Origin of the sequence: Nonomuraea sp. NPDC050790 (assembly GCF_044456745.1) — a bacterium.
GTDB lineage: Bacteria > Actinomycetota > Actinomycetes > Streptosporangiales > Streptosporangiaceae > Nonomuraea.
On sequence record NZ_JBITGF010000001.1, the window covers coordinates 1,820,791 to 1,834,873 of the forward strand.

Genomic DNA, 14,083 nt, shown 5'->3' on the forward strand with positions numbered 1-14,083 from the left:
CATGTTCGTCTTCCTGATCAAGCGGCTCGCGGGCGCCGCGGTGGTGCTGTTCGTGGTCTCGATCATCACCTTCGCGCTGTCGCTGCTGGTGCCGGGCGATCCGGCCGTCCACATCGCGGGCGAGCACGCCACGCGCGAGGAGATCGCCGCCGTCCGCGACCGGCTCGGGCTCGACCAGCCGGTGGCGGTGCGCTACGTGAGCTGGGCCGCGGCGGCGCTCTCCGGCGACCTCGGCACCTCCCTGTACAACTCGCAGCCGGTCACCGAGATCCTCGCCGAGCGGCTGCCGGTGACGCTCTCGCTGGCGCTGGCCGCGATGGCCGTCGCCGTGCTGATCTCCATCCCGCTCGGCACGCTCGCGGCGCTGCGGCCGGGCGGGCGGCTCGATCGGGTCATCTCCTCCGGCACCGCGCTGGCCGTGGCGACGCCGTCGTTCTGGCTGGGGCTGCTGCTGATCCTGGCGCTCGCGATCACCTACCCGGTCTTCCCCGCCACCGGCTACCGGCCGATCGGGGACGGGTTCGGCGTGTTCGCCGCGCATCTGGCACTGCCCGCGCTGACGCTCGGGCTGGCCGCCGCCGTCGAGCCGACCCGCCAGTTGCGCGCGGCGCTGGCCGACGTGCTGGAGAGCGACTACGTGCGTACGGCGCGGGCCAAGGGGCTGCTCGGTGGCGCCGTGCTGCGCAGGCACGCGCTGCGCAACGCGGCGGTGCCGTACGTGACGGTGATCGGGCTGGAGACCGGCCAGCTGCTCGGCGGCGCGGTCGTGGTGGAGACCGTGTTCGGGCTGCCCGGGCTCGGGACGCTCGCCGAGTCCACGGTGACCCGCCAGGACCTGCCCGTGCTGCAGGGCATCGTGATCGCGAGCACGCTGGTCGTGGTCGCCGCGAACCTCGCCGTCGACCTGGCCTACCGCCGACTCACCCCCGGGCAGGCGGCATGACGCTCTGGAGGCGCCTGTCCGGGCGCGCGGACGTGATGCTCGCCGTCGCGGTGCTGGCCGTGTTCGTGCTGGTCGCCGTGGCCGCGCCGCTCATCGCCCCCTACGACCCCGTCGACCAGGACCTGCTGCGCCGGCTGGAGGGGCCGGGCGCCGCGCACTGGCTCGGCACCGACGAGTCCGGCCGCGACGTGCTCAGCAGACTCGTGTACGGCACCCGCGTCTCGCTGGGCGCCTCCCTGCTGGCCGTCGCCGTGGCCGCGCTGGGCGGGGTGCCGCTGGGCCTGCTCGCCGGGTACCTGGGAGGCGGCTTCGACCTGGTCGTCTCCCGCGTGGCCGACGCGGTCCTGTCGATTCCCGGCCTGGTGCTGGCCATCGCCATCGCCACCGCGCTCGGGCCCAGCCTCACCAACGCGATGCTGGCCGTAGGCGTGGTCTACGCGCCGGGCTTCTACCGGGTGGTCAGGGGTTCGGCGCTCGCCGTACGCGGCCAGACCTACGTCCAGGCCGCCATCGTCACCGGGTGCTCCACGCCGCGCGTCATCCTGCGCCACGTGCTGCCCAACGTGAGCACGCCGCTCATCGTCAAGGTCTTCCTCACCTTCGGCTACGCCATCCTCGCCGAGGCCGGTCTGAGCTTCCTCGGCCTCGGCGTGCAGCCGCCGCTGGCGAGCTGGGGCTCGATGCTCAAGCGCGCGGTACGCCACCTGGAGCAGGCGCCGCTGCTGGTCATCCTGCCCGGCGTGGTCATCCTCGTGGCGGTGCTGGCGTTCAACACAGTCGGCGACGGCCTGCGCGACGCGCTGGCCCGCCGGGATCGGGAGCACGTATGAGCACGCTGCTGGAGGTCGAGGGTCTGTCCGTCGCCGCCTACCCCGGTGGCCGGGCGGTGCCGCTGGTGCGCGAGGTGTCCTTCCGGCTGGCGGCGGGCGAGGCGGCGGGGCTGGTCGGCGAGTCGGGGTCGGGCAAGTCGATGACCGCGCTGGCGCTGCTCGGGCTGCTGCCGCGCGGCGTCGCGGTGACCGCGGGCTCGGTACGACTGGACGGCGCCGAACTGCTGGCAGCCGACCGCAGGACGCTGGCCGGCATCCGCGGCCGGCGGATCGCGATGGTCTTCCAGGACCCGATGGCCAGCCTCAACCCGGCGATCCCGGTCGGCGAGCAGGTGGCCGAGGTGCTCAGGCGGCATCTCGGGCTGGCGCGGAAGCCGGCCGCGCGCCGGGCGGTCGAACTGCTGGGCGAGGTGGGCATCAAGGAGCCGCGCCGGCGCGCCGCGGAGTACCCGCACACGTTCAGCGGCGGGATGCGGCAGCGGGTGATGATCGCCATGGCGGTGGCCTGCGAGCCGGCCGTGCTGGTCGCCGACGAGCCGACGACCGCGCTGGACGTGACCGTGCAGGCGCGCATCCTCGACCTGCTGGTGCGCATGCAGGAAGAGCTCGGGATGGCGTTGCTACTGGTCACCCACGACCTCGGCGTGGTGGCGGGCACGTGTCACCGGCTCGCGGTCATGTACGCCGGGTGCCTGGTGGAGGAGGGCGAGGTGGGCGAGGTGTTCGACGCGCCGCGCCACCCGTACACGGCGGCGTTGCTGGCCGCCGCGCCGGAGAACGCCATGCGCGGCCGCCCGCCTGAGGCGATCCCCGGCGCGGTCCCCGCTCCCGGGGCGCTGCCGCCGGGCTGCCCGTTCAGCCCGCGCTGCGCCCACGCCCGGCCGGGGATCTGCGACGACGGGCCCGTGGAGGTCCGCGTCACCGGCACCCGCCGCGTCCGCTGCGCCCGCGGCGGGGAACTCACCCTCTCGGGGGCGGGCCGATGAGCGTCCGCGAAAGCCACCGCCGCACCGGGGCGCCGGGCGAGGGTGTGGGCGTGCTGGAGGCTCGGGGGCTGGTCAAGGCGTTCGGGGGCGACGCCGTGGTGCGGGAGGTGTCGTTCGCGGTGGCCGCGGGCGAGACGCTGGCGATCGTGGGTGAGAGCGGGTCGGGCAAGTCCACCACGGCCCGCATGCTGGCCGGGCTGCTGCGCCCCGACCGCGGCCAGGTGCTGCTGGACGGCGTCGATCTCGCCGCGCTGCGCGGGCGGGCGCTGCGGGTCAGGCGGCGCGACCTGCAGATGGTCTTCCAGGACCCGCTCGGCTCCCTGAACCCGATGATGCGCGTCGGCGCCAGCATCGCCGAGCCGCTCCTCCTGCACACGGACCTCGACGCCGCGGCCCGCCGCGAGCGGGTGGCGGACCTGCTCACCCAGGTGGGCCTGCGCCCCGAGCACGCCGAACGGCTGCCGCGCGAGTTCTCCGGCGGCCAGCGCCAGCGGCTGGCCATCGCCCGCGCCGTCGCCTGCGGCCCGCGCGCACTGATCTGCGACGAGCCGGTCTCCGCCCTCGACGTCTCCACCCAGGCCCAGATCCTCGACCTGCTGGCCGGGCTGCGCGCGAGCACCGGCTTCGCCTGCGTCTTCATCTCCCACGACCTCGCCGTGGTCAGGCTCGTCGCCGACCGGATCGGCGTGATGCGCGGCGGGGAGCTGGTCGAGGTCGGCCCCGCCGAGCGGATCTACACCGATCCCCGCCACGACTACACCCGGGAGCTGGTCAGCGCGGTGCCGTCGCTGCACGCGCGACGCCGCCCCATCGCAAGGTCCCCCAGGAAGGAGGTGGACGGGTGAACGCTCCCGTCCGGCTGATCGAGGTCGAGGTTCCCGGTGACGGCCGGGCCGCCGGCCAGGCGTACGGCGAGGCCGTACGGGATCTGGTGCGACGGCACCACGAGATGATCGTCGGCGGCCTGGACCGGGCCGCCGCCCGCGAGCACGCGCTGGCCGTGCGCGCGGTCACCGCGAGCCACGCGCCCGAGCTGGCCGCCGAGGTGGACGGCGTGGGCGAGGGCGCGGGCCTCACCGCGGCCGACGGCTGGATCCTGCAGCTCCGCGCCGAGCTGACCGGGTGGAACACCGCGGCGCCCGAGTGCAGTTCGCTGGCGCTGGTCGATCCGTCGCGGCCCGGCGGGCCGATCGCGGCGCAGAACGCGGACCTGCCGCCGTGGGCCGCTCCCCTGTTCGTGGCGCTGCGGCGCACGCCCACCGGTGCTCCGGCGCTGCTCACCGTCACCCCGGCCGGGCAGCTCGGCCACCACGGCATGAACGAGGCGGGGGTCGCCGTCTTCGGCAACTTCCTGCGCACCGCCCGGTGGGGCGTCGGCGTGCCGCGCTACCTGCTCACCCGGCTGGCGCTCGGCCAGACCGACCGGCACCGCGCCGCCGCGGCCGTCGCCGCCGTGCCGCGCACGGGCCCGCGCAACCTGCTCATCGCCGACGACGACGGCGCGCTCGACATCGAGACCACGCCCTCGGGCGTGGACCGGCTCGACCCCGCGGGCGGCACGCTCCTGCACACCAACCACTTCCTGTCCGCGCGCGCCGCCGAGGAGAACGCGCCGCCCGGGTGGCTGCGCAACTCGCGGGCCCGGCTGGAACGGCTCCGCGCGCTGCTGGCCGAGGCCGGTCCGCACGCCGGGCCGCGCGAGCTGGCCGCGATCCTGGCCGACCGCGCCGGCGCGCCCGACGCCCTGTGCCATCACGCCGCCGACGCGCCGGACATCGACATCGCGACCGTGGTCTCCACGATCGCCGAGATCCGCGCCCGGCGGATGCACGTCTGCGCCGGACCGCCCGACCAGGGCGCCTATGCCGTCTACGACCTGAAGGAGAACCGGTGAGCGAACTGGCCTATCTGCCGGCCACCGAGGCGCTGGCGAGGTTCGCCGCCCGCGAGCTGTCGCCCGTCGAACTGCTGGCCGCCGTCATCGAACGGGCCGAGGAGTGCGAGCCGCGGGTGAACGCCTTCGCCGAGCGGTGGTTCGAGCAGGCCACGAAGCAGGCCAGGCAGGCCGAGGAGCGCTACCTGCGCGGAACCGCCAGGGCGCTGGAGGGGCTGCCGGTGGCGCTGAAGGAGGAGCAGCCGATCGCGGGGCATCCGCTGCGCGACGGTTCCCTGCTGCTGCGCGACAACGTCGCCGACGTCACCCACCCGATCGTCGAGCGGATCACGGCCGCGGGCGGCATCGTGCACGCGCGCACCACCACGCCGGAGTTCTGCGCGGCCGGGTTCACCCACAGCGACCTGTGGGGCGTCACCCGCAACCCGTGGAGCCTCGCCCATTCCAGCGGCGGATCCTCGGGCGGCTCGGGCGCCGCGCTCGCGGCGGGGACGGCGGTGCTGGCGACGGGTTCCGACATCGGGGGGTCCATTCGCATCCCCGCCTCCTTCAACGGGGTCGTCGGGTACAAGCCGCCTTATGGGCGGGTGCCCGCGCTGCCGCCGTACAACCTGGACCATTACTGCCACGACGGGCCGATGGCGCGGACCGTCGCCGACTGCGCGCTGCTGCAGAACGTGATCGCCGGGCAGGACCCGCGCGACCACGTCTCGCTGCCCGCGCCACCGCCGATCCCGCCCTACTCGGGCTCGCTGGCGGGGCGGCGCGTGGCCGTCTGCGTCCACCTGGGCGACTACCCGGTCGAGCCCGCCGTGGCCGCCGCCACCTGGGACGCCGCCCGCGCCCTCGCCGAGGCGGGCGCGGTCGTGGAGGAGGTGGAGCTGACCTGGACGCGGGCCGAGATCATGCGCGCGGCCTGGGCGCACTACGGGGCGATCTTCGGCCCGATCGTGGCCGGGGAGGTCGCCACGCACGGGGAGGGCATCACCCGTTACGCCCGCGACTTCATGGAGCGCAGCCTGAGGGCCGCCGCCGAGACCGGCTTCTACGGCGCGCTGACGATCGAGGCACGCGTGCACGAGGACCTGGCGGCGATCTTCGCCCGGTTCGACGCGCTGCTCTGCCCCGCCTCCGGCACGCCCGCGCTGCTGGCCGGCGAAGACTACCTGGAGACGCCGCTCGTCGTCGACGGCGTCACCCTCGGCCACAACCTGGAGGCGCCGCTCACGGTGCCGTTCAACCTCGCCAGCCGGTGCCCGGTGCTCAGCGTGCCCTCCGGCCGCTCGGAGCAGGGGGTGCCGACGGGGGTGCAGGTGGTCGGCCGGCCGTACGACGACGCGACGGTGTTCGAGGTCGGCGCGGCCGTGACCGCGGCCCTCCCCTGGTACGCGGACGCGGCGTGGCGGCCCCAGCCGTGACCGGGCCCCGCCGCCACGGCGTCGACCTGAGCTACTACGACCTCGGGCACACCCCGTTCTTCGCCTGCGCGGCCGACCAGCGCTTCTCCTACTGCCTCTACGTGCCCGAGGACTACGACGAGGCCGGCGAGCGGCGCTACGACCTCGTGGTGGTGGTCCACGGCACCGACCGCACCGCCGCCGAGTACCGCGACCGCTTCGCCGCGTTCTGCCGGGCGCACGGCTGCATCGTGCTGGCGCCGCTGTTCCCCGCCGGCATCGGCCGGCCCGGGGAACTGCACGACTACAAGTTCCTGGACTACGGCGGCATCAGGTTCGACCGGGTGCTGCTGTCGATGGTGGACGAGGTGGCGGGCAAGTACCGCCTGGCCGGGGACCGGATGCTGATGCACGGCTTCTCCGGCGGCGGGCAGTTCGCGCACCGCTTCTTCTACCTGCATCCCCGGCGGCTGCGCGCGGTCTCGATCGGCGCGCCGGGGCTGGTCACGCTGCTCGACCCGCGCTGGCCGTGGTGGGCGGGGACCGAGGACTTCGCCCGCCGTTTCGGCGCCGGGCTCGACCTGGAGGCGATGCGCGGGGTGCCCGTGCAGATGGTCATCGGCGCCGCGGACACCGACACCTGGGAGATCACCGTGACCGAGCGGGACGAGCTGTGGGTGCGGGGCGCCGACGGCGCCGGGCCGACCCGGATCGACCGGCTGAACAGCCTGCGCCGCAGCTTCGCCGAGGCGGGCATCGCCGCCCGGCTCGACGTGGTGCCGGGGGCGGCGCACAACGGGTTCGAGGTGCTGCCCGCGGTGCGGGACTTCTTCGGCGAGGCGATGGGAGGCGGGCCGTGCCGTTCCTGGTGAAGCTGGGGGTGCTCGAACTGACCGTGGGGGTGCTGACGGGCTGGTTCATGGTCTACGTCACCCGCACCCCCCGGGCGGAACGGCTGCGCCGCGGGCTGCGCGACCCGAGGCGGGTCCGGCAGGGCCACATCGAGCTGCTCATGATGGGCACGATCCTCATCGCGGTCGGCGCCGCGGTGCCGAGCCCGCCCGTGGCGGCGGTGGCGCTCATCGCGTTCTTCTCGTGGCTCGCCCCGCTGTCGTTCTTCCCTGCGGCCGTCCGTCCGGACCTGGCCGGCAGCCGGGCCATGCGCTGGACGGACACCGTCACCTTCCTGGGCCTGTCCGTGGGTTACGTGCTGCTGGCCGCGGACGTGCTCCTACGCTGAACGGGCCAGGACGCGGTCCAGGGTGCGCCGGCCGAGCTCGCTCATCACCGGGTTGGTGTCGAGGTAGTACCAGACCAGGCCGATGGCCTGGACGAAGGCCCATGCCCTGCCCCGCTCCCACTCCAGGTCGCCGCAGCCGAGCCGCTCGCGCAGCACCCGCCTCGGCCCGTCTTCGAGCAGGTGCCAGGCGGCCACCAGGTCGAGCGCGGGGTCGGCCGGTCCGAAGCCGCCCACGTCGAGCACGCCCGCGAGCCTGCCGCCTGAGACGAGGACGTTGCCGGGGATCAGGTCGCCGTGGTTCATGACGTCGGGGGCCGCGCGCGGCAGGGTGCGCAGCGCGGTCCAGGCGGCGCGCAGCCGGGGAACGTCCAGCAGGCGCTCGCTCTCGCGCAGGCACGTCTCCACCCAGGCGTGGTGCGTGGTCAGGTCGCCGCCCCTGCCGCCGCCGGTGAACACGCGGCCGCCCGTCGCGACGGCGCGCAGCCCGGCGACGAACTCGGCCAGGTCGCCGGCGAACCCCGCCGACTCCCCCGGGTCCTCGTCGGTGGCCACGACGCCCGGCAGCCAGGTCTGCACCGCCCAGGGCAGCGGGTAGCCCGCTCCCGGCTCGCCGAGCGCGACCGGCTCCGGGGTGCGGAACCGGGTGACGCCCAGCAGCTCGCGGGCCGCGGCCGCCTCGGCTTCGAGCCAGCGCCGGGCGGCGGCGGGTTCGCGCGCCTCCAGGGGGAACCTGGCTGCCAGGTCGTCGCCGACGCGGAAGATGGCGTTGACCGTGCCCTGGCCGGGCACCCGCCTGACCGGCAGATCCCGCCACCGGGGGAACTGCTCGGCGATCAGCGCGCGGACCGTGGCGAGGGGGATCTCCAACTGGCCGGGGTGCATTTTCACCGGAAGAGCCTACTCTGTGGCGTGATCAGGCTCTGAGAAGGAAGGCCAGGTGCAACGCATGATCGCGCGAACGTGGCGAGGATGGGCCCGACCGGCGACGGCCGGCGACTACGAGCGGCACTACGCGTCGGAGGTGGCCGGCCACCTGCGGAAGATCGACGGCTTCCGCGGCGCCCGGCTGCTGCGGCAGGACGACGGGGATGAGGTGCTGTTCACCTCGATCGCCTACTTCACCGGCATGGACGAGGTACGCGCCTTCGCCGGCGAGGACCCCGGGCAGGCGGTGCTCGCCGAGGCGGCCCGCCGCACCCTGACCCGGTGGGACGAGCGCGTCACCCACCACGAGGTCGTCGTGGACCTGCCCGACGACTAGGGCGCGCGGGGGCGGGCCCGTGCGCCCGCCCCCGTGCCCGTCGCGAAGGCCACGCGGGCTGACGAATCGCTTGCCACTGGACAGAAGAACACTGACAGTGCCTTTGCGCATCAATCCCGGCCTGTCCCTCTTGTATCGATGATCCTTTCATTGATGTAGAGGGGGAGGAATTGAAGAAGAGTGTGCGCCTTTTCCTGACGAGCCTGCTGATGACCGTTATCGGCGCGGCCCTGCCGGGCGAGGCACGAATGTCCAGGCTCATCGAACACGTACATTTCCTGCATTTCCTTGCGCATGAGGACGACGATCTCCTCTTTCTCAATCCCGACATCCACCAGACCATTCGCGCCGGATATCCGATCGCGTCGGTCTTCCTGACCGCGGGCGAGGCGCAGGAGGGCCATGCCTACGCCGAAGGGCGGCGGGCGGGCTCGCGGGCGGCGTACGCGCGCATGGCGGGCGTGTCCGCGCCCGTCTGGGACATCGAGCCGCTGCGCGTCGGCGGGCAGGTCATCGAGCACAACCATCTGCGCGGCACCGGGATCCACCTGCTGTTCCTGCGGATACCCGACGGCGGTGACCGGCGCCGCCAGGACGCGCGCGGGCGGGGGGCGCTGGTCCGGCTCTGGGACGACCGGGCGAAGGCGGGATGCGTGCCGACGTTCACCGAGCCCGGCTCGCCGTACGAGCAGTGCTACACCTACGGCGCGCTCGTCGGCACGCTGCGCAAGCTGATGGAGATGTTCACCCCGCACGCGATCCGCGCGCAGGACCCGCAGCCGGACCTCTACCGCACGCACGACCACCCCGACCACGTCCAGACGGCGCGCTTCACCGCGGAGGCCGCGGGACAGTACCGGGACACGAACCCGAGGGTGGTCGAGATCAACTACCGCGACTACTTCATCCAGGACGTTCCCGCCAACCTGGGGCCGTCCGAGCGGGACATGAAGAAGGACGTCTTCGACGCGTACGCCCCGCACGACCCGCTGGCCAGGGACTCCGACCTCAACTACCCCGCCTACGTCTGGCGGATGAACCGGATGGTCTACCGCTGGACCGACGAGTTGCTGAGCGTGGGCGCGAACGCCGACGGGCGGCTCAGCGTCCTGTCGGTGCAGGGGCGCCGCGTGGTCTCCTGGGACCAGGGCGGGGACGGCCGCTGGCGCGGGCCCAGCTCGCTCGGCCACGCGGGCGCGTGGATCGCCCCGGGCGTCGCCGTCGAGCGCGACAGCGACGGCCGGCTGCGCGCGTTCGCGATCCGGCTGCGCGAGAACGGGCTGACCGACGCGATCGTCACCACCGCGCAGCGCACCCCCGGCGGCCCGTGGAGCGGCCGGTGGAGCAGCCTCGGCCACCCGCCCGACGGCGGCAACCGCACCAGCGCGCCCCAGCTCGCGCTCGACCGGCGGGGCCGGATCAACGTCTTCGTCCAGACCGGCACCCACCAGATCAGCTACCGGACCCACCTCGGCAACGGCGTGTGGGCGCCGTGGCAGACGCTGCCCGAGCAGGGGCTGCGCAGCGGCATCACCGCCATGCGGGACCGCATGGGCCGCATCGAGCTGTTCGCCACACTGTGCGCGCGGGCCAATCCGGCCAGAACCCGCTGCGACTCCGCCCGCGTCCTGCGCTGGCGGCAGGCCAGGCCCGACGGGCCCTTCCGCTCGGCGCCCTTCGCCTCCACCACGCCGGGCAGCCCGCCGACGCTCGTCCACAACGCGGACGCGCGCCTGGAGCTCCTCTACCGTCAGGGCGACCTCGACACCGGTACGGTCACCGTCGGCGACGTCGTCAGAACCCGGCAGGAGCCGCCCGGCTACAAGTGGAGCCGCACGCGCTCGATCCTCCCGGCGCCGGGCGGCGTGGGCAACGTGCAGGCCGCCCGGGGGCCGAACGCCTCCGTCCCGTCGGCCAGGGTCGTGCTGGCCGTGCGCAACCCGGCGATGGGCGTCTCGGTGGCCGTGCAACAGCAGGCGAACGGCGGCTACGGCCCGTGGCAGGACCTCGGCGGGAAGATCATCGGCGTGCCCGCGCTGTACGCCGACCGCTCGGGCCGCGTCATGGTCTTCAGCCTCGGCGTCAGGGGGCAGTTGTTCGCCCGCTGGCAGGAGGAGGTGGGCGGCACGCACTTCACCCCGTGGCGGATGCTGGGATGGTGAATTCCGAGCGGGGTGTCGATTTCCGCCCGGCCCGTTTGTCTATGACGCGACCCTTCCCGAGCACGCAGGAGGAGCCCGATGAAGTACATGCTGCTGATCACCCACGGCGAACCGGGCGCGTGGGACGACCTGACGGATGAGGAGCGCGAGGCGCTGCCCGCCGCCTACCAGGCGATCGAGCAGACGCCCGGGGTGACGCCCGGCCAGTGGATGCAGCCGCCGGACACCGCCACCACGGTACGGGTGCAGGACGGCAGGACGCTGACCACCGACGGGCCGTTCGTGGAGATGAAGGAGGCCATCGGCGGCTACCTCTTCTACGAGGCCGACGACCTCGACGCCGCGATCGAGCTGGCCGGGCGGATCCCGGCGGTTCGCATGGGCGGAGCGGTCGAGATACGCCCGCTGAACCAGTGACCGAAGAGCTGGAGCGCGTCTTCCGCGAGCAGTGGGGACGCGTCCTGGCCGCGTTGATCGGCTTCCTCGGCGACTTCGACCTCGCCGAGGAGGCCGCGCAGGAGGCCTTCGCGATCGCCGCCGACCGGTGGCCGCGCGACGGGACGCCGGCCCATCCGGGCGCCTGGCTGATCACGACGGCGCGCAACCGGGCGGTCAACCGCGTGCGCCGCGACCGCACGCTGGCCGAGAAGACCCGCCTGCTCGCGGCCGAGCGGCCGGGGGAGGACGAGATGGACGACACCGGCTTCCGCGACGAGCGGCTCGAGCTCATCTTCACCTGCTGCCATCCGGCGCTGTCCATGGAGGCGCAGGTCGCGCTGACGCTGCGCGCGCTCGGCGGGCTGAGCACCGACGACCTCGCGCGCGCGTTCCTGGTGCCGGAGCCGACGATGGCGCAGCGCCTGGTGCGGGCCAAGCGGAAGATCCGGGCGTCCGGCATCCCCTTCCGGGTGCCGGCCGACCATCTGCTGCCCGACCGGCTGGCCGCCGTGCTCGCGGTGGCGTACCTGATCTTCAACGAGGGGTACACGGGGCGGGTGGACCTGGCCGGGGAGGCGATCAGGCTCGGGCGGGCCCTGGTCGAGCTGATGCCGGACGAGTCCGAGGCGCACGGGCTGCTGGCCCTCATGCTGCTGCACGACTCGCGCCGGCTGGCCCGCTTCCGCGACGGGGAGCTGGTGCTGCTGCCGGAGCAGGACCGGTCGTTGTGGGACTCCGGCATGATCGCCGAGGGGCGGCGGACGCTGGCGCGGGCGCTGGCTCTGCACGGGCGCGGGCCGTACGTGGTGCAGGCGGCCATCGCGGCGCTCCACACCGAGGAGCCGGTCGACTGGGCGCAGATCGTTTTGCTGTACGGCGAGCTCGCCCGGCTGACCGGTTCGCCGGTGGTCGAGCTGAACCGGGCCATCGCCCTGGCCCAGACGCGGGGGCCGGAGGCCGGGCTGGAGATCATCGACGGGCTTCCGCTCCAGGACTTCCACTATCTGCACGCGGCGCGGGGTGAGTTGCTGGAGCGGGCCGGCCGTACCGGGGAGGCCCGCGCGGCCTTCGAGCGCGCGCTCGCGCTCGTCCGCGACGACGCCGAGCGGCGGCTGTTGCTGCGGCGGCTGGGCTCCTGACGCGCGTTTATTGGCTGGAGGGCGCTTTCTCCGCGCTTGTACAGTGATCTCCATGCGCGTGCACTATCCGCGTACCTCCCATCTGCCCTGGTCGCCGGGTGCGACCCCGGACGACGTGCGCGCGGGCGACCTGTCCGGGCTGCGGGGCCGCGAGGTCGTGGTCACCGAGAAGCTGGACGGGGAGAACACCACCCTGTACCGGGACGGCCTGCACGCCCGGTCGCTGGACTCGGCCCACCATCCTTCCCGGGCTTGGGTCAAGGGGCTGCAGGGGCGGGTCGGGGGCCGGATTCCTCCGGGCGTGCGGGTGTGCGGCGAGAATCTCTACGCCCGGCACTCGCTCGCCTACTCCGGGCTGGAGAGCTGGTTCTACGGGTTCTCGGTCTGGGACGGCGAGCGCTGCCTGGACTGGGACCGCACCGTCTCCTTCCTGCGGGAACTCGGGATTCCGGTGCCGCCTGTGCTGTGGCGGGGGGAGTTCGACGAGCGGGTGTTGCGCGGGCTCCGGCTGGATTCGGAGCGGCAGGAAGGGTACGTGGTGCGGCTCGCCGAGGGGTTCGACCGGGCGGAGTTCGCGGGGCGGGTGGCCAAGTGGGTGCGCCGCGACCACGTGCGGACCGGCACCCACTGGATGCACGCGCCCGTGGTGCCCAACGTGCTCGGGCCTTCGTCGGCGCTGTGGGCGGTGCGTTCCGGGACCGAGACGGACCTGACCGCCCTGCTGACCGCTGTGGATTTCGGCCCCGATGACAGCAGCGATGCTCTCGGGGGCGGCTCGGACGCCGGGGCGGTGGGTGAGGTGGCGGCGCGGCTGGACGCGATCGGCCGCGGTGGGGACGCGCGGCTGGCGGGCGTGCTGGCCGTGGCGCTGCGGTCGGTGCCGAGGGTACGGCTGGCGGCGCGGCTGGCACGTTCCGTGGGCATGCCGCTGGCCCGGCGGGTCGCCGATCTGGCCGGGCTGTACCCGGCGCTGCACCGGCCGTTCCCCGACGAGGAGCGGCGGGCGGGGCTGGGGCGGATGGCACTGGCCGCCGACCTGGGGGTGCTGCACGCGGTATCGGCGGCCGCCCTGACCGGGCAGGCGGAGATGGCGGATGCTCGGGAGCAGGTCGCCTGGTCGGCATTGCATGCCGAGGACGCCGGGTTGCTGGGTCCGGATCCGCTGGAGCCGCTGCGGAGCGGGTTGCGCGAGGCGCTGTCCGAACTTGACGGGGAGGCGGCCGGGCGCTGCTGGGCCGAGGCGCGTGCCGCCTGGGCCGCCGGGCGGATCGCCACGGCGGAGCAGGCGGTGGCGGCGACCTGGCGGTGGCGGGCCGGGCGCTTCCCCAGGCTGGTGCACCTGGTCGGGCCGTCGGGCAGCGGGAAGAGCACGTTCGCGGCCGGGCTCGCGGGGAACGCCGTGCACGTGTCGCTGGACGGGCTGCGTGCCGCCCGGGGTTCACGGGCCGTTCAGCGGGACAACGGGGCCGTGCTCGCCGAGGGCCTGGACCGCCTCGACGCCGCCCTGGCCGAGGGCGCCACGGTGGTCTGGGACGCCACCTCGCTCAACCCCCACCAGCGGAACCTGGTCCACGCCGTGGCCCGCCGCCGTGACGCCTGCACCACGCAGGTCGTCTTCCTGGTCGAGGAGGTCGAGCTGGGCCGCCGCAACGCCTCCCGCCCCCACGCGGTGCCCGCCGGCGTGCTGGCCTCGCAGGTGCGGAGGTTCGCCCCGCCGTACCCGGGCCAGGCCCATCGCACCTGGTACGTCGGCGAGCACGGAACCGTCGACGACCGGGACGGATGGCCGTGAT

Annotated in this window: 14 protein-coding genes; 13 read left to right on the top strand and 1 reads right to left on the bottom strand. The window is 74.2% G+C overall.

The window, feature by feature from the left end; genetic code table 11:
- Position 1 precedes the first annotated feature (1 nt).
- Genes ACIBEJ_RS08190 through ACIBEJ_RS08225 form a run of 8 tightly spaced genes read left to right on the top strand, consistent with a single transcriptional unit; the run spans position 2 to position 7,290 of the window.
- On the top strand, positions 2-943 hold the full coding sequence (locus tag ACIBEJ_RS08190) for an ABC transporter permease (protein ID WP_397181914.1): 942 nt from the start codon (positions 2-4) through the stop codon (positions 941-943).
- Positions 940-1,773, top strand: coding sequence for an ABC transporter permease (locus ACIBEJ_RS08195; RefSeq protein WP_397181915.1), 834 nt, complete (start codon positions 940-942; stop codon positions 1,771-1,773). Before ACIBEJ_RS08190 ends, ACIBEJ_RS08195 begins: the two co-directional genes overlap by 4 nt.
- On the top strand, positions 1,770-2,759 hold the full coding sequence (locus ACIBEJ_RS08200) for an ABC transporter ATP-binding protein (protein ID WP_397181916.1): 990 nt from the start codon (positions 1,770-1,772) through the stop codon (positions 2,757-2,759). The genes ACIBEJ_RS08195 and ACIBEJ_RS08200 overlap by 4 nt, the downstream gene beginning before the upstream one ends.
- Positions 2,756-3,604, top strand: coding sequence for an ATP-binding cassette domain-containing protein (locus tag ACIBEJ_RS08205; protein WP_397181917.1), 849 nt, complete (start codon positions 2,756-2,758; stop codon positions 3,602-3,604). The genes ACIBEJ_RS08200 and ACIBEJ_RS08205 overlap by 4 nt, the downstream gene beginning before the upstream one ends.
- Entirely contained in the window at positions 3,601-4,653 is a 1,053-nt protein-coding gene (locus ACIBEJ_RS08210) for a C45 family autoproteolytic acyltransferase/hydolase (RefSeq protein WP_397181918.1), read from the top strand. The genes ACIBEJ_RS08205 and ACIBEJ_RS08210 overlap by 4 nt, the downstream gene beginning before the upstream one ends.
- Entirely contained in the window at positions 4,650-6,071 is a 1,422-nt protein-coding gene (locus ACIBEJ_RS08215; protein WP_397181919.1) for an amidase, read from the top strand. The genes ACIBEJ_RS08210 and ACIBEJ_RS08215 overlap by 4 nt, the downstream gene beginning before the upstream one ends.
- Positions 6,053-6,922, top strand: coding sequence for a hypothetical protein (locus ACIBEJ_RS08220; protein WP_397181920.1), 870 nt, complete (start codon positions 6,053-6,055; stop codon positions 6,920-6,922). Before ACIBEJ_RS08215 ends, ACIBEJ_RS08220 begins: the two co-directional genes overlap by 19 nt.
- Positions 6,907-7,290 carry a hypothetical protein gene (locus tag ACIBEJ_RS08225; RefSeq protein ID WP_397181921.1) on the top strand — a complete coding sequence of 128 codons (384 nt, stop codon included), beginning with the start codon at positions 6,907-6,909 and terminating at the stop codon, positions 7,288-7,290. Before ACIBEJ_RS08220 ends, ACIBEJ_RS08225 begins: the two co-directional genes overlap by 16 nt.
- On the opposite strand, the gene ACIBEJ_RS08230 is transcribed toward ACIBEJ_RS08225, so the two are convergent.
- Positions 7,282-8,172: an aminoglycoside phosphotransferase family protein gene (locus ACIBEJ_RS08230; RefSeq protein WP_397182003.1), complete on the bottom strand. Its 891-nt coding sequence runs from the start codon at positions 8,170-8,172 to the stop codon at positions 7,282-7,284. The two genes, ACIBEJ_RS08225 and ACIBEJ_RS08230, sit on opposite strands and share 9 nt — an antisense overlap.
- 64 nt (positions 8,173-8,236) lie before the next feature.
- Between ACIBEJ_RS08230 and ACIBEJ_RS08235 the strand changes: the two genes are divergently transcribed.
- The 5 genes from ACIBEJ_RS08235 (at position 8,237) to ACIBEJ_RS08255 (ending at position 14,082) form a co-directional block, all read left to right on the top strand.
- Positions 8,237-8,551, top strand: a complete 315-nt coding sequence (locus tag ACIBEJ_RS08235; RefSeq protein WP_397181922.1) for an antibiotic biosynthesis monooxygenase family protein — start codon at positions 8,237-8,239, stop codon at positions 8,549-8,551.
- A gap of 209 nt (positions 8,552-8,760) precedes the next feature.
- Complete coding sequence (locus tag ACIBEJ_RS08240; protein WP_397181923.1) at positions 8,761-10,713, top strand: PIG-L family deacetylase; 1,953 nt, start codon at positions 8,761-8,763, stop codon at positions 10,711-10,713.
- A 78-nt stretch (positions 10,714-10,791) separates the two neighbouring features.
- Positions 10,792-11,130 carry a YciI family protein gene (locus tag ACIBEJ_RS08245; protein ID WP_397181924.1) on the top strand — a complete coding sequence of 113 codons (339 nt, stop codon included), beginning with the start codon at positions 10,792-10,794 and terminating at the stop codon, positions 11,128-11,130.
- Complete coding sequence (locus ACIBEJ_RS08250; RefSeq protein WP_397181925.1) at positions 11,127-12,290, top strand: RNA polymerase sigma factor; 1,164 nt, start codon at positions 11,127-11,129, stop codon at positions 12,288-12,290. Before ACIBEJ_RS08245 ends, ACIBEJ_RS08250 begins: the two co-directional genes overlap by 4 nt.
- A gap of 52 nt (positions 12,291-12,342) precedes the next feature.
- Positions 12,343-14,082: an RNA ligase family protein gene (locus ACIBEJ_RS08255; protein ID WP_397181926.1), complete on the top strand. Its 1,740-nt coding sequence runs from the start codon at positions 12,343-12,345 to the stop codon at positions 14,080-14,082.
- The last annotated feature ends 1 nt before the right edge of the window (position 14,083 follow it).